Below are 20,201 nucleotides of genomic sequence, written 5' to 3' on the forward strand. Positions count from 1 at the left end.
ATGATCGGCCAGTCGGCGAGCGGCATCTATGTCGCCCACGCCATCCTGATCCTCGGCCTGGTGATCGTGGCGTTCCCGATCTACTACACCTTCGTTGCATCCACCCAGACGCTGCAAACGATCCTCAGGCCGCCGCTGCCGCTCCTGCCCGGCAGCGAATTCTGGAACAATTACAGCGAAGCGCTGTTCGGCGGTGCCGGACGCCTGGGCGGTGTCGGTGCCGGTACACTTCTGTGGAACACGACGGTGATGGCATTGGGCATCGCGGTCGGCAAGATCGTGATCTCGATCCTGTCGGCCTATGCCATCGTATTCTTCCGATTCCCGTTCCGCATGGCGATCTTCTGGCTGATCTTCATCACGCTGATGCTGCCGGTCGAAGTCCGCATCCTGCCGACCTACAAGGTGATGGTCGACCTCGGCCTGATCGACACCTATGCCGGCCTGATCATTCCCTTGATCGCATCGGCGACGGCAACACTATTGTTCCGGCAGTTCTTCATGACCATTCCGGGCGAGTTGGTCGAAGCCGCGCGAGTCGACGGCGCCGGTCCTTGGCGCTTCTTCTTCGATATCCTGTTGCCGCTGTCGCGCACCAACATCGCGGCGCTGTTCGTCATCCTCTTTATCTATGGCTGGACGCAATATCTGTGGCCATTGCTGGTCACCAACCGCAATGACATGACCACCATCGTCATTGCGCTGAAGAAAATGGTGTCCTTTGCCGATGCCGACACGCAATGGCACCTGGTGATGGTGACGGCGATCCTCGCCATCGTGCCGCCGATCCTGGTTGTCGTGCTGATGCAGCGCTGGTTCGTGCGCGGTCTCGTCGATACGGAGAAATGAGAATAGATGGCGACAGTTGACCTGAAAGACGTGCGCAAGGTCTACCCCGGCGGGGTGGAGGCGGTGAAAGGCGTGTCGATAGCCATCCCTGACAAGGAACTTTGCGTGCTGGTCGGCCCGTCCGGCTGCGGCAAGTCCACGCTGCTGCGCATGATCGCCGGCCTGGAGACGATCTCGTCGGGCACCTGTGCCATCGACGGCAAGGTGGTCAACGCCGTTGGACCGACCGAGCGCGACATCGCCATGGTGTTCCAGAACTACGCACTCTATCCGCACATGAAGGTCTACGACAACATGGCCTACGGTCTGCGCAATCGCGGCACGCCGAAGGACGAGATCGATTCGCGTGTGCGCTCGACCGCCAAGGTGCTGGAACTGTCGCATCTGCTTGACCGGCGTCCGCGCGAACTTTCCGGTGGCCAGCGCCAGCGCGTCGCCATGGGCCGCGCCATCGTGCGCAATCCCAAGGTGTTCCTGTTCGACGAGCCGCTTTCCAATCTGGACGCCAAGCTGCGCGGACAGATGCGCGTCGAAATCAAGAACCTGCAGCGGTCGCTGGGCGTCACTTCGGTCTATGTCACGCATGACCAGTTGGAAGCGATGACGCTGGCCGACATCCTGGTGGTCATGAATGCCGGGCTGGTCGAGCAGATGGGCGCACCACTTGATATCTATGAGAAGCCGGCCTCGACCTTCGTAGCCTCCTTCATCGGCGCGCCGCCGATGAACCTGCTCGCCATTGCGGCCAAGCCGAACAGCCCGGTCGACACGGCGGAAAAGGTCCTCGCCAATGGCGAAGGGCTGGAGATCTCAGCGCCAGCGCATGCCGCGACGTTGGGTTTCCGGCCTGAAGATGCCGATGTCATCAGCGAAGGAACGACAGGCTCGCTTAAACTGTCGGCCACCGTCGAGGCCGTCGAGCCGGTGGGAGCGGAGAGCTTCCTCTATTGCGCGGCCGCCGGGGGGCGTATCGTGGTCAGGGTTTCCGGCCGTGCGGCGGCCAAGCCTGGCGACCAACTCAAGGTCATGGTGCCGGCTGGAAAGCTGCATTGGTTCGACAGCACGGGGAAGCGTGTCTAAGCCCGTACGCTGACCTTAAGCGGCGATCCGACGGGCGCTCAACTGAAGACATGCGCCTTGCCGACGACGCTGATGCGCACGATGTCGCCTACCGATGGTGCGTCGACACCTGGCTTTTTCAGGACCAGGGGTGTCGAGCCGATGGCTGCCGCCTCGGGCGGATCGGGTGTGTTGAGAAGCTTGATGGCGACCGCGCAGGATGCGCCGCCGAATTCCGATTCGGTTACTTCGCCGAAGAGCACGCCAGGCTGAGCCGCTGCGAGCTCGTTGCGCGAGGCCGCGGCAAGCAGAACCTGTTCGGGTCTCAGCATGATGCGGGCGATGTCGCGCGGCTCCCGGCCGTCCACGGCAATGCGGCCGAGCGTTGACTCGGCATAGCCATTGGCGATCTTCGCCGACAGCACGATGGCGTCGCCGAGGAACTCGGCGATCATGCGATCCTTGGGTCTGAGATAGAGATCGCGCGGCGTACCGATCTGTGAGAAGCGGCCCTCGCGCATGACGGCAACCTGATCGGCGAAGGAAAGCGCTTCCGTCTGATCATGCGTGACCAGGATGGTGGTGATACCGGCGCTTTCCAGCATTTCGGCCACCGCCTTGCGCATCGAGGCACGCAGGCCCGTGTCCAGTGCGGAAAAAGGCTCATCGAGCAGCATCAGGCGCGGTTTCATCGCCATCGCGCGCGCCAATGCCACGCGCTGCTGCTGGCCGCCGGAAAGCTGGTGCGGGCGGCGGGAGAGAATGCTTTTGTCGAGCCCGACGATGTAGGCCAGCTCGGCGATGCGCTCATCGCGCCGAGGCTCCTTACGGTCGAGGCCGAAGCCGATATTGCCAGCAATGGTCAGGTGCGGAAACAGCGCGCCATCCTGCGCCACGAGGCCTATTCCACGCAGATGCGCCGGTACGCTGGTGCCACCATTGGCGAGCAGCTTTCCGTCGAGCGTGATGCGGCCGCCATCCGGCGCTTCGAAGCCGGCGATGAGACGCAGCAATGTGGTCTTGCCGCAGCCGGAAGGGCCGACGATGGCTGTGCGGCTGCCGCTCGCGACGGCAAGGTCAATGCCGGTAACGGCAGCAACCGGACCATAGTTCTTCGACAATGAGGCGATTTCCAGGAAACTCATTGGCCAGCCAGTCGCTTCGACTGCACGTAGAGCAGCCAGGTAAGGGGCAGTGAGATCAACACCATGATTGCTGCATAGGGTGCAGCCGCCGCATAGTCGATCTCGCCGCTGTAATTCCAGAAAGCCATGGCCAGCGTGCGTGTGCCGTTGGGCGCAAGCATCTGCGTCGCCGTCAGTTCATTCATGATGCCGAGCGCTACCAGTGCCATGCCAGCCGCAGCGCCTGGTGCCGAGAGGCGGATTGTCGTTGCCCATAGCGCTTTCAACGGTGAGCGGCCGAGACTGCCGGCAGCGCGCTCCAGTTCCACCGGCGCCTGTGCGATCGAAGCGCGCAGCGAGACAAGCGCGCGCGGCAGGAACATCAGCGCATAGGCAAACAGGATGGTGGCAAGCGTCTGATAAAGCGGCTGGACGACGCGTACAGCGATGGTGACCAGCGCCAGCGCGACCACAACGCCGGGCAGCGCCCCGACTACGTAGTTGCAGCCCTCCAGGATGCGCTGCAGGCGGCCCGGGGCGCGGATCGAAAGCCAGGCCATCGGCGTGGCCGCGATTGTCGCAAGAATGCCGCCGGCAACGGCGAGGAACAGGGTCTGGCCGAGCGCAAGGCCGATCTCGTCCAGACGCCACACATCGCTGCCGCCGGCAATCAACCAGCGTCCAATCGTCAAAAAAGGCACGCCGATCGCGAGCAGCGTGACGACGATCGGTAAAGCCAGGCAGGGCAACGCGGCTCGACCGAGTGCCGTGCGTGGCTTCAGGCGGGCGGCGCCTGAACCGACGCGGGCGTAACGCTCCTCACCTCGCACCAGCACTTCAAGTGTCAGCAGCACGAGGCAGCAGGCGACAAGGACGCCGGCCAGCATGTTGGCGGCTGGACCGTTGAAGGTCGACTGGAACTGGTCGACGATCGCGGTGGTGAAGGTGTCGAAACGCACGAAGACGTAGAGGCCGTATTCGGCAAGCAGGTGCAGTCCGACCAGCAGCGCGCCGCCACACAGCGCCAAGCGCAGTTGCGGCAACACCACCCTGAAGAAAACACGCCAGGGGCTGAGGCCCAGCGACGCGGCAGCATCTTCCAGAGCCGGGTCGAGGCGACGGAAAGCAGCCGAAACCGGCAGATAGAGGAACGGAAAATAGGCGATCACCGAAACCCAGACGCCGGCGAAAAGGCCATTGAGGTCCGGCCAGAAGGTGATCCAGGCGTAAGAATGCACGAAGGCCGGTACGGCAAGCGGGGCCACTGCCAGCCAGGACCACAGCCGGGCGCCGGGCAGGTCGCTTCGCTCCGTCAACCAGGCCAATGCCACCGAAAGCACCGCGCAGATCGGCACGGCCAAGATGACCAGCAGAACGGTGTTGACGAGCAATTCGCCGACGCGCGGCCGGAACACCAGCTGGACGACCGTCGTCCAACCCGTCTGGATGGCGATGAAGATCACGAAAGCGAGCGGCAGCAATGCCAGAATGGAAATGATGATCGCGGTCAGCGTGATCAACGGAAAGGAGCGAGCAGGGGCCCGCTTTCCGGATACCAAGGCTGGCGTGTCGGCACGCGCGATCTCACCCGAAGCAGCCATCAAATCACCCGCACTGCTCCGGAAGGCGGATACGGCTGAAAGAAAGGACAAAGGGTGGTTTGGCCATCAGGGGATTTGGTCCCGGAAATGAAATGCTCCCGCGGGGACCGCGGGAGCGCTGTTCATGCGGTCCTTATTAGGACGAACGCCGGCTAAAGCAAGCCAGCCGCCGTCATCAGGTCGGTCACCTTCTTGGAGTTGAGCTTCTGCGGGTCGATCCTGGGTGCCTGCAAGTCGGCGAGCGGTACCAGCTTGGCGTTGGACTCTGCGCCATTGCCGATCGCATATTCGAAAGAGGTTCCGGTCTTGAGGATCTCCTGGCCACCCTTGCCCGCGAGCCACTTCACGAAGGCCTGCGCTTCCTTGGCGTGCTTGGATGAAGCCAACACACCGGCGCCCGAAACCGAGACGAAAGCGCCCGGATCCTGGTTCTTGAAATAGTGCTGCACGACATTGTTGCTGTTCTCGCCGGTCTTATTCTGATCGCCGAAATAGTAGTAATGATAGATCACGCCGCCATCGATCTGACCGGCGTTGACCGCCTTCAAGACCGTGCTGTTGCCCTTGAACGGCTTGAAGTTCTCCTTCATGGCCTTGAGCCAGGTGGTGGTTGCCTCTTCGCCCTTCAGCTCGAGCAGCGCCGAAACGATCGCTTGAAAGTCGGCGCCGGATGGCGAAGCGCCCCAGCGACCTTTCCAGCTGGCGTCGGCGAGATCGAGCAGCGACTTCGGCAACTGGTCTTCCTTCAGCTTGTCCTTGTTGTAGACAAAGACAGTGCTGCGCGCCGCGATGCCAACCCACTTGCCGTCAGACGGCCGATACTGTTCCGGCACCAGAGCCAGCGTGTCGGCATCGATGGGTGCGAACAGGCCAGCCGCATCGACCAGCGCCATGGCCGGCGAATTCTCGGTAAGGAAAACATCGGCCGGCGAGGCCTTGCCTTCCGCCACGATCTGGTTGGAGAACTCGCTGTCGCCGCCATTGCGCAGCGTTACCTCGATGCCGGTCTCCTTGGTGAAGGCTTCAGCCCATTCCTTGGCCAGGCTCTCATGCTGGGCGTTGTAAACAACGATGCCGTCGCCATCCGCTGCCAAGGCCGGCAACGCGGCGAGGCCGATCGAAAGCGCCGCGGCACCCGCCAGCATCGAAAAAATGGACTTCATCAAGGTCTCCTCGAGTGAGCGATCCGGTGTTGGAACAGCTACCAATACATGATCGACCTGGTCTACATTTTGTCAAATCAAACGGTGCGGCATGTCGTCTGTCGTGACCGTAGCCAAAAATCGCGTGGTGCGACGCTATGATCCTGACGCCTGCTGCCAGAGTTATGGGACTTTTGGCTGTTTGATTTGCCCGATGGCGGCGGAACGGTTGCGGGCGGCGAGGGTCTTCCAGCTCGTCATGGTTCACGTGGAGCGGCGATCGAGCAGGTACTCAATTGAGGTGTCCAACAAGGCCAGATGAGTTCTGGACTATGGCTGCAAGACAAAATCTACATGAATTTCAGATGATTGAAGGAAAAAGACTGAGCGTGAGGTTCTGATCCGGGCGATCTGTTGCGGTTGGCCGGTCCGGCTTAGGGCGCTTTGCATGACGAGCAAGAGTCCAATGCGGGACGATCGTTTGGCGGAAGCGTTGGCGTCTGTTTTGACAGCGCACAGCGAAGATGGCCGATGCTGAAAACTCTTTTCGTTTTCCAGTAAAATTGCCATCGATTTTCACGAAAATAATGACTTCGCTGGTCATAAACAGCCATGAACGAGCGGCCGTTCTTATTTTTACCACTGTCTAATAAGAGCGATTCATGTAGAAAGCGCGGTCTGCCGATCACGGTAATTTGAAGATCGCTACGCGCATTCCCATATCGAACGCGCGCCGACCGGAGACGCGGCGGGGGTTCACGTTTCACCGGATGACAACGATGTCGAAAATGAAGTTTCACAAGGTCGCAGCCATTGTGGTGCTTGTTGGCTTTGCAGCGTGGATGGGTACGGGTCACTTCTCGTCAGTGGGCAGCGCCGCTTCCGAAGAGCCTAAAACCGAGGCGAAGACGGAACAGGCGGAACAGAAAGCTTCGGCGCGTATCGTCAAAGTGGTGACGCCACCGCGCAGCGAGCATGCGCGGGCAATCCGCATCTCTGGCGTGACGGAGGCCGATAAGCGCGCCGTGCTTGCCACCCGCGTGGCGGGCGTCATCAGCGAACTGCCGGTCAAGCAGGGTGACCATGTCAAGATCGGCGATATCGTGCTCATGCTTGACGCCGAGGAAAAGATCTCGGCTGTCGAGAATGCCCGTCAGCTGAAGGGGCAGCGCCAGGCCGAGCTTGAAGCGGCCGAACGGCTGGCCAAGACCGGCAACCTTGCCAAGCTGCAGCTCGACAGCGCCCGTTCCGCCTTGGCCCTGGCATCGTCGCAGCTCGATGCTGCCGAGAGCGAGCTTGCCCGCAAGGAAGTGAAGGCGCCTTTCAACGGCGTCATCGATCGCGTGCCGGTGGAACTCGGCAGCGCTGTACCGCAGGGCGGCGAAGTAGCCACCATCCTCAGCCTCGATCCAGTGATCGCGCGCGGCGAAGTCAGCGAACGCGACCTTGGCTATCTCAAAATAGGCGACAAGGCCGATGTTCGGCTGGTCAGCGGGCAGGTGGTCGAAGGCACAGTGCGCTACATCAGCCGCGACGCATCGGCAGCTACCCGCACCTTCCGCGTCGAGATCGCCGTTCCGAACGCCGATGGCGCCATTCCCGCCGGCATGACGGCTGAAATCACACTGTCGGCCAAGCCGGCAGATGCGGTCATGCTGCCGCGCTCGGTAGTGACACTGGGCGACAAGGGCGATCTCGGCATCCGTGCTGTCAACAAGGACAACAAGGTGACTTTTTTTCCGATCGATCTGGTTGACGACACGCCGGCCGGCCTCGTGCTCGCCGGCATTCCGGCGGATGCGCGCGTCATCGTTGCCGGCCAGGAACTGGTGACGAACGGTGATGTCGTGCAGCCCGTGCAAGCTGATCCGCAGGAAATCAAGAAGCTGGTCGGCGGCGATGCCGCCGCCGGCACGCTGTAGTCGTTTTCATCGAATCCGAAATCGGGATCTGCCCCAATGGATATCGTCAAGCTTGCCATCCAGAATGCGCGGCTGACCATTTCGGTGCTGCTGTTCCTGCTGCTGGCAGGAGCCATCGCCTATATGTCCGTGCCGAAGGAAGCCGAGCCGGACGTGCCGATCCCCATGATGTACGTCTCACTGGTCTATCAGGGGATATCGCCGGAGGATTCCGAACGACTGCTGTTGAGGCCGGTCGAGACCAAGCTGAAGAGTTTGAAGGGGTTGAAGGAGATGCGCTCCGCCGCCTTCCAGGGCGGCGGCTATGTGCTGGTCGAGTTCGACCCGTCGACCAACCTTGCGCAGGCACTGCAGGACACCCGCTCCAAGGTTCAGGATGCCAAGGCCGACCTGCCGCAGGCGGCCGAGGAACCGACCGTCAACGAGGTCAACATCTCCGAATTCCCGGTGCTGGTCGTCACCCTGTCCGGTCATGTGCCGGAGCGTGTGCTGGCCAAGTCGGCGCGCGAACTGCGCGATCGCATCGAGGAAGTTCCTGGCGTTCTGGAAGGCACGTTGCAAGGTTCGCGCGACGACCTCGTCGAGGTCGTCGTCGATCCGGTCAAGCTTTCCTCTTACGGTCTGCAGCTCGACCAGTTGATGCAAGGGGTCGGCCAATCCAACAGCCTGGTTGCCGCCGGCAACATCGAAGGCTCGGAAGGCAAATATGCCGTCAAGGTCCCGTCTTTGATCGAGACGCCGGAAGATGTCGCCAACCTGCCGGTGGTGGCGCGGCCCAATGCGGTGGTGCAGGCGAAGGATGTCGCAACCATTCGTTCCACCTTCAAGGATGCCGAAACCATCACGCGTCTGGACGGCAAACCCGCGATCGCCATCGAAGTGAAGAAGCGCATCGGCGCCAACATCGTCGAAACGATCGAGGGAGCGAAGAAAGTCGCCGACGAGTTCGTCAAAATCGCGCCGGCGGGCATGGAGGTCACGTATACGCAGGACAAGTCCGTGTTCGTGAAGCAGTTGCTGAACGACCTGCAGAACCACGTCCTGATCGCCGTCATCCTGGTCTTCATCGTCATCCTCTACGCGCTTTCGGGCCGTGCCTCGCTGCTTATCGGCCTGGCCATTCCGTCATCGTTCCTGATCGGCATCCTGCTGCTTGCCATGATGGGCTACACGATCAACATGATCGTGCTGTTTTCGCTGATCCTGGCGGTCGGCATGCTGGTGGACGATGCCATCATCGTCACCGAATTCGCCGAGCGGCGCATGACGGAAGGCATGCCGAAAGAGGAGGCCTTTGCGCTGGCCGCCAAACGCATGGCCGGCCCGGTCATCGCCGCCACCATGACACGCATCGCCGCCTTCTCGCCGCTCCTGTTCTGGCCCGGCATCATCGGCGACTTCATGAAATACCTGCCGATCACACTGATCGTCACCCTTGCCGCCTCGATGCTCTACGCCCTGGTTTTCACGCCGACGCTCGGCGCGCTCTTCGCCAAGGCGGACCTTCACGGCGAGGAAGAGCGCAAGGACGGCGCTTACATGGCCGTGGTGCGCAAGGCCGTGCAGTTTCCCAAGACGGTGCTGGTGCTTACCGTCGCACTGCTGGTCGGTGTGCAGTTCGCCTATTCGAAATATGGTGCCGGCGTCGAGTTCTTCCCCAATGTCGAGCCGGATTACGGCCTGCTTTATGTGCATGCGCGCGGCAACCTTTCTCTCGCTGAGATGGATGCAGCGACGCACACCGCGGAAGAAAAGCTGCTCGGCTGGCCCGGGATAAAATCGGTCTACACCCGCGTCGGCAAGACCCAGGGTGGTGGCGCGGACATCCCGGAAGACGTCGTCGGTGTCATCCAATATGAGTTCGTCGACTGGCGTGAGCGCAAGGCCGCCAATCAGATCCTCGACGATTTGCGCAAAGCCACGGCCGGCATCCCCGGCGTCGATGTGGAGGTGCGTGTGCCGGAAGCCGGTCCGCCGACGGGCAAGCCGATCCAGGTGCGCATCTCCGCCGTCGATCCGGCCGGTATCGAAAAAGTGGCCCGCGATGTTGCGACCCATATCGCCAAGGTGCCAAACGTCATCGACGTCTCCGATGGCCTGCCGCCACCCGGCATCGACTGGGCGCTGGAGGTCGACCGCAGCAAGGCAGCGCAATACGGTGTCAACCCGACGTCGGTAGGCACTGTCGTGCAGCTTGTGACCAACGGACTGAAACTCAGCGAATATCGTCCCGCCGGCGCCGACGACGCCGTCGACATCCGCCTGCGTTTGCCGGAAGACCGGCGTACGCTGTCGACGCTGGACGAATTGCGCGTGCAGACCAGCCAGGGATCGATACCGATCTCGAACTTCGTCATTCGCAAGCCTGAACCGCGTGTCGGCACGCTAAACCGCATTGACGGTGCCCGTACCGTGGTTGTGCAGGCAAACGTCGCTGCGGGCGCTCAGGTTGCTGCTGTGCAGGCAGAAGTGACCAAGGCGATCGCCGATCTGGGTCTTCCCGACAACTTCCGCTGGAAGCTCGCCGGCTCCAATGAAGACAGCGCGGAAGCGAGCGCCTTCCTTTCGCAGGCGTTCGGTGCCGCAATCTTCCTGATTTTCCTGGTCCTGCTGGCACAGTTCAACAAGTTCACCTCCGTCTGGCTGGTGCTGTCCTGCGTGGTCATGGCGACGATCGGTGTGTTCCTTGGGCTTATGCTGACTGGCCAGCCCTTCGGCATCGTCATGTCCGGCATCGGCGTGATCGCGCTGGCGGGCGTGGTGGTGAATAACAACATCGTGTTGATCGACACCTACGATCGCCTGCGCGAAGAAGGCTGGGACAAGACGGAAGCGGTGCTGCAGACCTGCCGCGAACGCGCGCGTCCGGTGGTGCTCACCGCCGTATCGGCGATCCTCGGCGTTTTGCCGATCGCCTTTGGCCTTGGCCTTGAGATATTCCACCACGAAACGACGATCAACGCGCCGTCGACACAATGGTGGATCTCGCTGTCGTCCGCGATCGTGTTCGGGCTGTCTTTCGCGACACTGCTGACGCTGGTGGTGACGCCGGCCATGCTGATGGTGTTCACCCGCGCCAAGCGCAGACCCGGACAGCGCAGCTGGCTCGGCCGGCTGTTCCGTCGCGGTCGCGACACGGCGTCAAACGACGACGCACCGGATCTCGGGCCAGCCGGCGCATTGCCGAAGGCCGCCGAATAGGCCAACGCAGCAAGAAATGAAGAAGGCCGTCGAGGTTTCAACTCGGCGGCCTTTCTCATTGGACTTCAACAAGGCACCCTCACGCAGCCTCCCTCCGCTCGGGGAGGCTGGCGACGGGGATCCCAAGGTCAGTCAGCGCCTCGGCAACGGCACGGTCGAGCGGCGTGTGCGGGATATGCCCGATCAATCCTTCCAGCCGTCCAGAAACCAGCCGATGCGGCTCGAAGCGTAGATATGACATCTGCACGATCGCCTTCCACATCGGTATGAAGGGCGCAGCGACCTTGAACACCCACCAAGGCATCGAGGCCAGGCCGAGCTTGCGACCAACGGCACGCTCCAGGGCGGCTTTCATTTCCAGGTCGCTGATGGCGTGACCGGGAAAGTGCAGGTTCTCATAGTCGCCCAGTTGATCCAGGCGATCCGCAAGCGCGACAAAGGCATCGGCGAGGTCGGGCAGGTAAGCCCATTCGTGCACGATGTCGACCGGGCCCGCGGCGGTATAGACGCCTTTTTCGATCTTCGAGACCATCACCAGATCAAACCACGATCCGGTCCCGGTGCCGCCGAAGAAATCGCCCGCACGCAGCAGGATGGTGCGCAGGCGCCCGGCATCCGCTTCCGCGCGCAGTAGATCCTCGACTGCGACACGGATACGGCCTTTTTCGGTTGTCGGCTTGATGGGGGCATCTTCGGTGATCATTTCGGGGACGGGGGAGCCGTAATTGTAGACGTTGCCCGGGAAGAGCAGGACTGCGCCGTTGGCCTCACAGGCGGCAACGACATTCTCGGCCATCGGCAGAACCGTACTCCAGTCCGAATAGATCGGGTTCAGACCGTGAAAAACGATGTCGACGCCGGCCGTGGCACGGATCAGCGCCTCGCGGTCGAGAGCGTTGGCGGCGATGCCGGTTGCGCCGGCGAGATCGGCGGGCAGTCTGCCGCTGCGGGTAATGCCGCGGACGTCGTAGCCGGCCTGAACGAATGCCCTGCCGACGGCGCGGCCAAGCCGCCCGTTGGCGCCGAGGATTGCGATGCTGGTCATGTCGGGTCTCCTTGTCGGTGTTGTGATGCTCCTATTTTCTGTTTTCATAAACGAATGGAAATTGACTGTTTCCGTCTTTGTGATATTCATTTTTGAATATGAAGGATATCGACTGGAACCTCATCAAAAGCTTCGTGGCAGTTGCCGAGACCGGCAGCCTGTCGGCTGCGGCGCGCAAGCTTTCCGCCAGTCAGCCAACGCTTGGACGGCATATCGGCGAACTGGAGCAGGCACTTGACGTGACGCTGTTCCGGCGTGGCCGGCAAGGCCACGAGCTTACCGAAGCGGGCGCGTTGCTTTACGAGCGTGGCCAAGCGGTTGCCGAGCAGGCAACCGCATTCTCCCTGCTTGCGCTCGGTTCGGTGGAAGCAATCGAGGGCACTGTCAGGATCGCCGCCAGCGAAGTTGTGGCGGCTTTCGTCCTGCCCGAGATCCTTGCCCGGCTTGGTCAGGAGGAACCCGGAATCGAGATCGAAGTGGCCGCTTCCAACCAGGTCGAGAACCTGCTGCGTCGCGATGCCGATATCGCCATCCGCATGGTTCGACCTGTGCAGAACGAGTTGGTAGCCCGCAAGGTCACGGACATTGCACTGTGTGCCTGTGCCGCAACCCGCTATATCGAGAGACGGGGGCGGCCGGAAACCGTAGCGGATGTCGTCAACCACGACATTGTCGGCTTCGATCGCGATGACAGCATCATTCGCGGTTTCGCTGCAGCGGGCGTCACATTGGAGCGCAGCGCATTCCGTTTTCGTTGCGACAACCAGATCGTCCACTGGCAGGCCGTACGCGCCGGTAACGGCATCGGCTTCACGCAGCGCCCGCTGGTGGATCGCGAACCGCTGGTCGAGCCGTTATTGCCCGACCTCGAGCTGCCGTCTTTGCCGGTATGGCTTGCCATGCACCGCGACGTGCGCGGGTCTCTGCGCATCCGCCGCGTCGTGGATTTCTTGCACGAGGCGTTGAAGCGCTATTCCGCCGGCTGAGCGGCGAAATCGGCGGTGTGGGCCAGGCTCGACATCAGGAAGACGATGACGAGGAAGCCGGAAAGCACCACGAACACCGTCGAGAAGCCGATATGTTCGGCGGCGAAGCCGATCAGCGATGGCGCCAGCAGGATGCCGGAATAGCCCATTGTGGTGACCACGCTCATGCCTGTACCAGAGGCCATGCCAGGCTGGTTACCGCCGGCTGAGAAAGCAATCGGTACCATGTTGGCGATGCCCAGCCCGGAAAAGGCGAAGGCCGCGATCACCAGCCAGGGCCAGGGAGACAGCGCTGCGACGAGCATGCCGGAGGCTGCGATCAGCGAGGAAAAGCGCAGGGTGGTTACGGCGCCGAAATGGTTGCGAACACCATCGCCGGCAAAGCGCATCAACGCCATCGTGCCGGAGAAGAAGGCGTAGGCAAGGCCAGCGGCGGCGAGTTCCGCGCCAAGCTCCTGCTGCAGATAAAGCGCAGCCCAATCGAGCACCGCGCCTTCGGGGATCATCGACATCAGCGCCATCAAGCCAACGAGATAGACGGTAGCGGTCTTCGGCAGCGTGAATTTGTGATGCTCCTGCGCCACCGGTTTCCGGTCGGTGATCAGGTACCGCCAGGCGATTGCGAGCAAAACGATGGCGACGATGGTGACGATGATGGCGTGAGTCACATGACCGTAATGCTGGATGATAAGACCGCCGGCTCCGCCGCCGGCAAAACCGCCCAGGCTCCAGAAGGCATGCGAGGACGACATCACTGCGCGCGACAGCCGGCGCTCCACCGTGACGGCATTGGCGTTCATGGCGACATCCATGCCGCCGATCAAACCACCGAACAGGAACATCGCCACGACTGCCACCGGAACGCTCGGCGCCAGCGCCACCAGTAGCAGGCCGAACACACAGACGGAGGCAAAACCGCGCACCACGGCGCGGGAGCCATATCTGGACATCAGATAGCCGGACAACGGCATGAAGGTCAGCGCACCAAGGCCGAACAGAAGGATGAGGAGGCCGAGCGTCGCCTTGCTGATGTCGAGACGGGTCAGAAAAACCGGGATCTGCGGCGCCCAGCTGCCGGTCAGGAGGCCGTTGATGAAGAACATCGCCGCCACCGCCCAGCGACCGCGCGCGGCGTTTTGCAGGGAGGAGGCTGCGGTCATGGCGGTGGCTCGAATAAAAATTGGAACGATTCAATCGTTAGATCGATTCAAGATCATCGTCAAGAGAGCCGGAAGCCGATGCCGCGAGCCGGGGGGCGCGTGCCCGGGCCTTAATGATCTTTGGGACGATTGGTCACGAAGGCGGCTTTCTGTGCGTCCGACGCTTCGGTCTGGTGCTGTGCCTGCCATTCGCCATAGGGCATTCCATAGACGATTTCGCGGGACTGGTCCTTCGACAAGGGAACACCTTCCGCCTCGGCCGCCTCACGGTACCAGTTGGAAAGGCAGTTGCGGCAGAAGCCCGCGAGGTTCATCAGGTCGATGTTCTGCACGTCGCTGCGTTCGCGCAGATGCTCGACCAGCCGGCGGAAGGCTGCGGCTTCGAAATCGCGCTTCTGTTCGTCGCTCAGGTCGGTCATGGCGGTATCCTCTCGGCGCGTAGAGCAATTCCAGGAAAAGCGTGCAGCGGTTTTCCGTCCGGAATTGCGTAAAACAAAGAGCTAGAGCGGCCCGGTGCGCGAGCCGAACATCTTCACCGCCTGTATATCGGGACGACGATTGACCGCGTCAACGATCGGGGCCAGCCGTTCTGCCCAGGCAACTGCGCCGCCTGTGTCGGCGATCAGGTCCTGGCGAATCTCGATCAGGGCGTGCGCGAAACCATTCACGATTGCGTGGCGGAACATGGTGTCGCCGCGCAGGGCGCCATCGTAGGGCTCGTTGTCGCCGACGACGAGATCCTTGTCCGCAGCCAGTGCTTCGATGATCGCGCGCGGAGCGCGGTGGTCAAGATCCCACAAGATGCCGACGTGCCAGGGTCTTGCGCGGCCCTGCATGACCGGAGTGAAGGAGTGGACCGAGAAGATGAAAGGCGCGCGCCCCGATTCCCTTGCTACCGAGGCGACGACAGCGGCGACGGCGTCATGATAAGGGCGGTAGAAGCGCTCCAGCCGCTTTTCACGTTCCTCGGCCGGCATCGGGTAGTTACCCGGCACGACGGTGCCGTCATAAAGCTGGCGGATCAAGGTGGGGTCGTCTTCGCCCCTGTTTGGATCGATCAGAAGCCGTGAGAAATTGGCAAGCACTGCCGGCACGTCGAGCAGGGCGGCCAACTCGCGCGTTACTGCCTCGACACCGATATCGTAGGCGATATGACGTTCGAATTCAGCTGCCGGCAGGCCGAGCGCGCCATATTCCTCCGGCAAATCGCGCCGGGCGTGGTCGGCCACCAGCACAATGCCGCGACTACGGTCGCCTTCGATCAGATCAAACGGCGCAAAAACTGTGGATCGGGTCATGGCACGGGGAAAATCAAGCGGTGGCGTCTCGAGGCGGGATGGTAACGTGATCCCATGAAGCGGAAGTCCGCGCAATGCCGTTGTTTGGTCAAGGTTTTTGCGAAAAACTTTCATCCTCCGGCATAGCATGCGCCGGCTTGCCAATTAAATCGATTGGATTCACAGTAGGGCGCGCGTTGACATGCGCCCGGACATCTTCGAAAAGGGCGCCTGATCATGCAAGTTTCACTCAGCGAGGGGTCTCGAATGGCATCCGCCAGCCGGCAGCGTAGGCGAAAGGGCATCGCCCTCTTGCTGCCGCTGCTCGTCCTGTTCGCGGCTCCCTTGGTGATGGCTTCTCCAGCCAGGGCCGATTTCCGGGTCTGCAACGCTACCCAGAATCTGGTCGGCGTCGGCATCGGTTATCGCGCCAAGACGGGCTGGATCACCGAGGGCTGGTGGCACATCGAAGGTTCGACCTGCAAGACGCTGATCGAGGGCCCGCTGTCATCGAGGTTTTATTATCTCTATGCAGAAGATGCCGAGCGTGGCGGCCGTTGGGATGGTCCGATCTCGATGTGCGTGGCCGAGAAGGAATTCAAGATTGCCGGCGTAACCGATTGCGTCGCCCGGGGCTTTCAGCGCGCCGGATTCCAGGAATACGACACAGGCGAGCAGGGAAGCTGGATGGTCCAGCTGACCGAGCAGCCCACTGCGGATGGCGGTACCCCGGCCGCTCCGCCAAGCAATGGTCAGAACAGTCAATGAGACGCAGCCGCAAGGTCAAGATCCTAGCCACCATCGGTCCCGCTTCCTCCGAGGAAGCGATGCTGAAGAAGCTCTTCGAGGCAGGCGCGGACGTGTTCCGCATCAATATGAGCCATGCCGATCATGACCTGATGCGTACGCTTGTCGGCCGTATCCGCTCGGTGGAAGCCGCTGTCGGCCGCCCGATCGGCATCCTGGCCGATCTGCAAGGACCGAAGCTGCGTGTCGGCAAATTCGTCAACGGCAAGGAAGAACTGAAGGTTGGCCAGACTTTCACCTTGGACGACAATCCGGAACTCGGCGATTCCAACCGCGTTCACCTGCCGCATCCCGAAATCCTGCGCTCAGTCGCCGTCGGCGACCGGTTGCTGATCGACGACGGCAAGGTCGAGCTGAAGGCCGTGAAGGTCGACGGCCGTTCGATCGTCGCCACCGTGGTGGTGGGCACGAAGATTTCCGACAAGAAGGGCGTGTCGCTGCCCGATACCGAACTGCCTGTCGGCGCGCTGACCGAGAAGGATCGCGCCGATCTCGATGCCGTATTGGCGGCCGGTGTCGACTGGGTTGCGCTTTCTTTCATCCAGCGCCCTGAGGATCTCGCAGAGGCGCGCAAGATCGCACGCGGCCGGGCGTTGCTGCTTTCCAAGATCGAGAAGCCGCAGGCCGTGGCACGACTGGCCGAGATCATCGAATTGTCCGACGCGCTGATGGTGGCGCGTGGCGATCTCGGTGTCGAACTGCCGCTGGAAGCGGTGCCGGGCATCCAAAAGCAGATCACCCGCGCGGCGCGCCGTGCCGGCAAGCCGGTAGTGGTAGCAACGCAAATGCTGGAATCAATGATTTCCGCACCGGTGCCGACCCGCGCCGAAGTGTCCGACGTGGCGACCGCCGTTTTCGAAGGGGCCGATGCCATCATGCTATCGGCCGAATCCGCCGCCGGTTCCTATCCGGTCGAAGCGGTGGCCACCATGAACCGCATCGCCGAACGCGTCGAACGCGACCCGACCTATGCCGGTATCATCAACGCCCAGCGCTCCGAGCCGGAGGCGACAGGCGCCGACGCCATCTCGCTGGCCGCCCGCGAGATCGCCGAGACGCTCAAGCTTTCGGCGATCGTCACCTACACCGCTTCCGGCACGACGGGCCTGCGCGCTGCCCGCGAACGGCCGCAGGTGCCGATCATCGCACTGTCGCCGATCCTTGCCACTGCGCGGCGTCTTTCGCTGCTGTGGGGCACGCATTGCGTGGTTTCGGAAGATGCGACCGATCTCGACGACATGGTCGATCGCGCCTGCCGCATCGCTTCCGAGCAGGGCTTCGGCAAGGCGGGAGACCGCATCATCATCACGGCCGGCGTGCCGTTGAGGACGCCAGGCTCCACCAACATGCTGCGGATTGCGTATCTCGGCTCAGATGTGAGGCAGTGAAGATTGAGGGAGTAGTGAGATAGCCAGTCGCGAGATAGTGACAGAGATTTCCCCTATTCACTACTCGCTATCTCGCTACTCCCTCAAATCGCTTCTCCCGCCAACTCCTCCGACAGCTTCGACACCTGGTCCTGCGCGTTGCGCAGCATCGGGTAGAGGTCGAGCACCTTCTGCCAGGCGTCGAGAGCCGCCTGTTTGCGGCCGGTCTCCATCATGATCTGGGCGATGCCCGACAGAGCGCCGAAATGGCGTGGCTCCAGTTCCAGCGCCTGCTCGATATCAGCCATAGACTTGGCATAGTTCTTCATCAGGAAATGCGCGGTCGCACGGCGATTCCAGCCCTCGGCATATTTGGGCTGCAGCGTCACCACCTGATCAAGGAAGTCGAGCGCCACGTCGAACTTCTTGTCCTCGATGGCTTTCTGCGACCATTGCATCATCAGGTCGACCGATGCGCTGCCGGAGCGATTCCATTCATTCCAGATGCGGCCGGCGACAAGCTCGGCCGACCTTGGACTGCGCGCGTGTTTGAGATCGGAGAAAAGCTGGTCGACGCGCTGTTCGCGCGTCTGCGCTAGCGCAGGCTTGGCGGCATTGTCGGCCGCGTTGACCGACATCGGCGAGAGGGAGAGAGAAAAAGCCGTACAAACGGCAAACAACGTCCGCATGCCCGGATTCTATCTCCGGGATGCCGGACGTTCAAACTGAATCTGAGTTCAGCCTCATCAAGCGGCGCCTATCAATACGCGCCACAGCAGGATCAGCCCTGACGTGCCTTGTAGCGCGGGGCGGTCTTGTTGATGATGTAGATGCGGCCCTTGCGGCGGACCAGGCGGTTGTCACGGTGACGCGCCTTGAGCGCCTTGAGCGAATTCTTGATCTTCATGGTCTTGCCCGTCGGTATTAGCCCGGTTTCGGGCTGAACTTGAAAGGCGCGCCCGAAGACGCGCCCTGTTGCGATCGGCTCATACCGGGGTGCCCCGTGCATGTCAACCTCGCAGGCGGCTTGATCACGCTTTCAGCCGGCGAATGGGCGTATGCGGGTGAAGTGCCCCATCTTGCGCCCCGACCGGGCTTCAGCCTTGCCGTAGAGATGCAGCATCAGGTCAGGTTCGGCGAGCAATGCCGGCACTTGATCGATGTCGTGCCCGATCAGGTTTTGCATGACGCAATCCGAGTGCCGGCCGGCATCGCCAAGCGGCAAACCGGCGACGGCACGGATGTGCTGTTCGAACTGCGAAACCGTGCAGGCGGCCTCCGTCCAATGTCCGGAATTGTGAACGCGCGGAGCCATTTCATTGGCAAGAAGGCTACCGTCGGGGAGCACGAAGAACTCGATGCCGATGACGCCGACATAGTCGAGTGCCGTGATGATTGTCATTGCCGCCTGCTTGGCCGCATCCGCAGTGGCAACCGATATTCCGGACGGTACTGTCGAAGTGTGCAGGATGCCGTCGCGGTGCACGTTGCGGGCCGGGTCATAGACGGCGAGAGCGCCATCGGCACCGCGTGCGGCGATGATGGAGATTTCGTAGTCGAAGGCGATCAGCGCTTCAAGGATCAAGGGAACGTCGCCCATCGCCCTGTAGGTGCCCTCTATGTCCCTAACGCCACGCAGCACGCGCTGACCCTTGCCATCGTAACCGAGGCGCCTGGTTTTCAGCACGCCGTCGCCGCCGAAAGCGTCGAGCGCGGCGGCAAGGTCGGCATCATTGTCGACGGCGCGGAACGCTGCGGTCGCAACGCCGACATCGTTGAGGAACTGCTTTTCGATCACACGGTCCTGGGCCACTTGCAACGCTCGTGCCGAGGGCCGTACGGGCCGTGTGGCGGAAAGCGTTTCGGCGGCGATAACCGGAACATTCTCGAATTCGTAAGTCACCACCGCGCAGGCGTCGGCAAGTTCGGCAAGGGCGGACGGATCGTCATAAGCCGCCACGATCTGCCGGTTGGCAACCTGGGCTGCAGGACAATCCGGTTGCGGTTCGAGGATGATGGTCCGGTAGCCGAGTTTGGCTGCCGCCATTGCCAGCATGCGGCCAAGCTGACCGCCACCGATGATGCCGATGACAGAACCTGCGGAAAGAGCTGCGGTCACGGCTGGTCCACCGGCTCCACGGCGACCCGGGCGGTCTGGCCGGCGCGCCAGCCATCCAGCCGTTCGGCTAAAGCCTTGTCGTTGAGGGCAAGTACAGCCGCAGCCAGCAACGCTGCATTTGCCGCACCCGCCTTGCCGATTGCCAGTGTGCCCACCGGGATGCCGGCCGGCATCTGCACGATGGAAAGCAGCGAATCCTGGCCCGACAGCGCCTTCGATTCCACCGGCACGCCGAACACCGGCAAGGAGGTCATTGCGGCGGTCATTCCGGGTAGGTGAGCGGCGCCGCCGGCGCCGGCGATGATCACCTTATAACCCGCGGCTTTGGCGCCTTTGGCGAATTCATAGAGCCGATCCGGCGTGCGATGGGCCGAAACGATCAGCGCCTTGTGCGGAATTTCCAGCACCTCCAGCAATTCCGCGGCGTGCCGCATGGTCGCCCAGTCGGACTGGCTACCCATGATGATGGCGACATCGACTTCGTGCGCGGCCAAATTGCTCTCCCCGGCGACAAAAAGGCGAGGTAGCGGAATTTGCCTTGT

19 protein-coding genes are annotated in these 20,201 nt (G+C 62.1%); 7 read left to right on the plus strand and 12 right to left on the minus strand.

Features of this window, described 5'->3' with window-relative positions; genetic code table 11:
- Positions 1 to 849, plus strand: coding sequence for a sn-glycerol-3-phosphate ABC transporter permease UgpE (gene ugpE / locus L4923_RS05560; protein WP_239362878.1), 849 nt, complete (start codon positions 1 to 3; stop codon positions 847 to 849).
- 6 nt (positions 850 to 855) lie between these two features.
- Positions 856 to 1,929 carry a sn-glycerol-3-phosphate import ATP-binding protein UgpC gene (locus L4923_RS05565; RefSeq protein ID WP_239362657.1) on the plus strand — a complete coding sequence of 358 codons (1,074 nt, stop codon included), beginning with the start codon at positions 856 to 858 and terminating at the stop codon, positions 1,927 to 1,929.
- Between the two features lie 38 nt (positions 1,930 to 1,967).
- Here the strand turns inward: L4923_RS05565 and L4923_RS05570 are convergent, their stop codons facing one another.
- The 4 genes from L4923_RS05570 to L4923_RS05585 form a co-directional block, all read right to left on the minus strand.
- Positions 1,968 to 3,053 (minus strand): ABC transporter ATP-binding protein, encoded by a 1,086-nt coding sequence (locus L4923_RS05570; RefSeq protein WP_239362658.1) that lies wholly within the window; start codon positions 3,051 to 3,053, stop codon positions 1,968 to 1,970.
- Positions 3,050 to 4,633 carry an ABC transporter permease gene (locus L4923_RS05575; protein ID WP_239362659.1) on the minus strand — a complete coding sequence of 528 codons (1,584 nt, stop codon included), beginning with the start codon at positions 4,631 to 4,633 and terminating at the stop codon, positions 3,050 to 3,052. Before L4923_RS05575 ends, L4923_RS05570 begins: the two co-directional genes overlap by 4 nt.
- A 152-nt stretch (positions 4,634 to 4,785) precedes the next feature.
- On the minus strand, positions 4,786 to 5,796 hold the full coding sequence (locus tag L4923_RS05580) for an iron ABC transporter substrate-binding protein (RefSeq protein WP_239362661.1): 1,011 nt from the start codon (positions 5,794 to 5,796) through the stop codon (positions 4,786 to 4,788).
- 340 nt (positions 5,797 to 6,136) lie between these two features.
- Positions 6,137 to 6,379 carry a hypothetical protein gene (locus L4923_RS05585; protein ID WP_239362664.1) on the minus strand — a complete coding sequence of 81 codons (243 nt, stop codon included), beginning with the start codon at positions 6,377 to 6,379 and terminating at the stop codon, positions 6,137 to 6,139.
- A gap of 175 nt (positions 6,380 to 6,554) precedes the next feature.
- On the opposite strand from L4923_RS05585, the gene L4923_RS05590 reads away from it, so the two are divergent.
- On the plus strand, positions 6,555 to 7,697 hold the full coding sequence (locus L4923_RS05590; RefSeq protein ID WP_239362666.1) for an efflux RND transporter periplasmic adaptor subunit: 1,143 nt from the start codon (positions 6,555 to 6,557) through the stop codon (positions 7,695 to 7,697).
- A 36-nt stretch (positions 7,698 to 7,733) separates the two neighbouring features.
- A complete protein-coding gene (locus L4923_RS05595) occupies positions 7,734 to 10,898 on the plus strand; it encodes an efflux RND transporter permease subunit (protein WP_239362668.1) in 3,165 nt (1,054 codons plus the stop codon).
- A 79-nt stretch (positions 10,899 to 10,977) separates the two neighbouring features.
- On the opposite strand, the gene L4923_RS05600 is transcribed toward L4923_RS05595, so the two are convergent.
- Positions 10,978 to 11,943: an NAD-dependent epimerase/dehydratase family protein gene (locus L4923_RS05600; protein ID WP_239362670.1), complete on the minus strand. Its 966-nt coding sequence runs from the start codon at positions 11,941 to 11,943 to the stop codon at positions 10,978 to 10,980.
- 98 nt (positions 11,944 to 12,041) lie between these two features.
- Between L4923_RS05600 and L4923_RS05605 the strand changes: the two genes are divergently transcribed.
- Positions 12,042 to 12,929, plus strand: a complete 888-nt coding sequence (locus L4923_RS05605) for a LysR family transcriptional regulator (protein ID WP_239362880.1) — start codon at positions 12,042 to 12,044, stop codon at positions 12,927 to 12,929.
- Here L4923_RS05605 and L4923_RS05610 read toward each other — a convergent pair.
- From L4923_RS05610 to L4923_RS05620, 3 genes are all read right to left on the minus strand, one after another.
- Complete coding sequence (locus L4923_RS05610) at positions 12,914 to 14,089, minus strand: MFS transporter (protein WP_239362672.1); 1,176 nt, start codon at positions 14,087 to 14,089, stop codon at positions 12,914 to 12,916. The two genes, L4923_RS05605 and L4923_RS05610, sit on opposite strands and share 16 nt — an antisense overlap.
- Positions 14,090 to 14,199: 110 nt before the next feature.
- A complete protein-coding gene (locus L4923_RS05615; RefSeq protein ID WP_239362673.1) occupies positions 14,200 to 14,508 on the minus strand; it encodes a DUF1244 domain-containing protein in 309 nt (102 codons plus the stop codon).
- Between the two features lie 81 nt (positions 14,509 to 14,589).
- Positions 14,590 to 15,387: an N-formylglutamate amidohydrolase gene (locus L4923_RS05620; protein ID WP_239362674.1), complete on the minus strand. Its 798-nt coding sequence runs from the start codon at positions 15,385 to 15,387 to the stop codon at positions 14,590 to 14,592.
- Between the two features lie 246 nt (positions 15,388 to 15,633).
- Between L4923_RS05620 and L4923_RS05625 the strand changes: the two genes are divergently transcribed.
- The gene (locus L4923_RS05625) at positions 15,634 to 16,134 is read left to right on the plus strand and encodes a DUF1036 domain-containing protein (protein WP_425530902.1); all 501 of its coding nucleotides are present in this window, start codon (positions 15,634 to 15,636) and stop codon (positions 16,132 to 16,134) included.
- Positions 16,131 to 17,561, plus strand: a complete 1,431-nt coding sequence (pyk, locus tag L4923_RS05630) for a pyruvate kinase (RefSeq protein ID WP_239362675.1) — start codon at positions 16,131 to 16,133, stop codon at positions 17,559 to 17,561. Before L4923_RS05625 ends, pyk begins: the two co-directional genes overlap by 4 nt.
- An 83-nt stretch (positions 17,562 to 17,644) precedes the next feature.
- Here pyk and L4923_RS05635 read toward each other — a convergent pair whose 3' ends face one another.
- The 4 genes from L4923_RS05635 to purE form a co-directional block, all read right to left on the minus strand.
- Positions 17,645 to 18,229: a tetratricopeptide repeat protein gene (locus L4923_RS05635; protein WP_239362676.1), complete on the minus strand. Its 585-nt coding sequence runs from the start codon at positions 18,227 to 18,229 to the stop codon at positions 17,645 to 17,647.
- Positions 18,230 to 18,321: 92 nt separating this feature from the next.
- Positions 18,322 to 18,447 (minus strand): type B 50S ribosomal protein L36, encoded by a 126-nt coding sequence (ykgO, locus tag L4923_RS05640; protein ID WP_040974291.1) that lies wholly within the window; start codon positions 18,445 to 18,447, stop codon positions 18,322 to 18,324.
- A 132-nt stretch (positions 18,448 to 18,579) separates the two neighbouring features.
- Complete coding sequence (locus L4923_RS05645; RefSeq protein WP_343302651.1) at positions 18,580 to 19,659, minus strand: 5-(carboxyamino)imidazole ribonucleotide synthase; 1,080 nt, start codon at positions 19,657 to 19,659, stop codon at positions 18,580 to 18,582.
- Complete coding sequence (gene purE, locus L4923_RS05650) at positions 19,656 to 20,120, minus strand: 5-(carboxyamino)imidazole ribonucleotide mutase (RefSeq protein ID WP_239362883.1); 465 nt, start codon at positions 20,118 to 20,120, stop codon at positions 19,656 to 19,658. The genes L4923_RS05645 and purE overlap by 4 nt, the downstream gene beginning before the upstream one ends.
- Positions 20,121 to 20,201: the final 81 nt, after the last annotated feature.

This window comes from Terribium retamae (genome assembly GCF_022347545.1).
GTDB classification, from domain to species: domain Bacteria; phylum Pseudomonadota; class Alphaproteobacteria; order Rhizobiales; family Rhizobiaceae; genus Mesorhizobium; species Mesorhizobium retamae.

What these genes read in the sequence shown, in the direction of transcription:
- ugpE (WP_239362878.1), top strand. Translation starts at nt 1, where the DNA reads ATGATCGGCCAGTCGGCGAGCGGCATCTATGTCGCCCACGCCATCCTG.
- L4923_RS05565 (WP_239362657.1), top strand. Translation starts at nt 856, where the DNA reads ATGGCGACAGTTGACCTGAAAGACGTGCGCAAGGTCTACCCCGGCGGG.
- L4923_RS05570 (WP_239362658.1), bottom strand. Translation starts at nt 3,053, where the DNA reads ATGAGTTTCCTGGAAATCGCCTCATTGTCGAAGAACTATGGTCCGGTT.
- L4923_RS05575 (WP_239362659.1), bottom strand. Translation starts at nt 4,633, where the DNA reads ATGGCTGCTTCGGGTGAGATCGCGCGTGCCGACACGCCAGCCTTGGTA.
- L4923_RS05580 (WP_239362661.1), bottom strand. Translation starts at nt 5,796, where the DNA reads ATGAAGTCCATTTTTTCGATGCTGGCGGGTGCCGCGGCGCTTTCGATC.
- L4923_RS05585 (WP_239362664.1), bottom strand. Translation starts at nt 6,379, where the DNA reads ATGACCAGCGAAGTCATTATTTTCGTGAAAATCGATGGCAATTTTACT.
- L4923_RS05590 (WP_239362666.1), top strand. Translation starts at nt 6,555, where the DNA reads ATGTCGAAAATGAAGTTTCACAAGGTCGCAGCCATTGTGGTGCTTGTT.
- L4923_RS05595 (WP_239362668.1), top strand. Translation starts at nt 7,734, where the DNA reads ATGGATATCGTCAAGCTTGCCATCCAGAATGCGCGGCTGACCATTTCG.
- L4923_RS05600 (WP_239362670.1), bottom strand. Translation starts at nt 11,943, where the DNA reads ATGACCAGCATCGCAATCCTCGGCGCCAACGGGCGGCTTGGCCGCGCC.
- L4923_RS05605 (WP_239362880.1), top strand. Translation starts at nt 12,042, where the DNA reads ATGAAGGATATCGACTGGAACCTCATCAAAAGCTTCGTGGCAGTTGCC.
- L4923_RS05610 (WP_239362672.1), bottom strand. Translation starts at nt 14,089, where the DNA reads ATGACCGCAGCCTCCTCCCTGCAAAACGCCGCGCGCGGTCGCTGGGCG.
- L4923_RS05615 (WP_239362673.1), bottom strand. Translation starts at nt 14,508, where the DNA reads ATGACCGACCTGAGCGACGAACAGAAGCGCGATTTCGAAGCCGCAGCC.
- L4923_RS05620 (WP_239362674.1), bottom strand. Translation starts at nt 15,387, where the DNA reads ATGACCCGATCCACAGTTTTTGCGCCGTTTGATCTGATCGAAGGCGAC.
- L4923_RS05625 (WP_425530902.1), top strand. Translation starts at nt 15,634, where the DNA reads ATGGCATCCGCCAGCCGGCAGCGTAGGCGAAAGGGCATCGCCCTCTTG.
- pyk (WP_239362675.1), top strand. Translation starts at nt 16,131, where the DNA reads ATGAGACGCAGCCGCAAGGTCAAGATCCTAGCCACCATCGGTCCCGCT.
- L4923_RS05635 (WP_239362676.1), bottom strand. Translation starts at nt 18,229, where the DNA reads ATGCGGACGTTGTTTGCCGTTTGTACGGCTTTTTCTCTCTCCCTCTCG.
- ykgO (WP_040974291.1), bottom strand. Translation starts at nt 18,447, where the DNA reads ATGAAGATCAAGAATTCGCTCAAGGCGCTCAAGGCGCGTCACCGTGAC.
- purE (WP_239362883.1), bottom strand. Translation starts at nt 20,120, where the DNA reads ATGGGTAGCCAGTCCGACTGGGCGACCATGCGGCACGCCGCGGAATTG.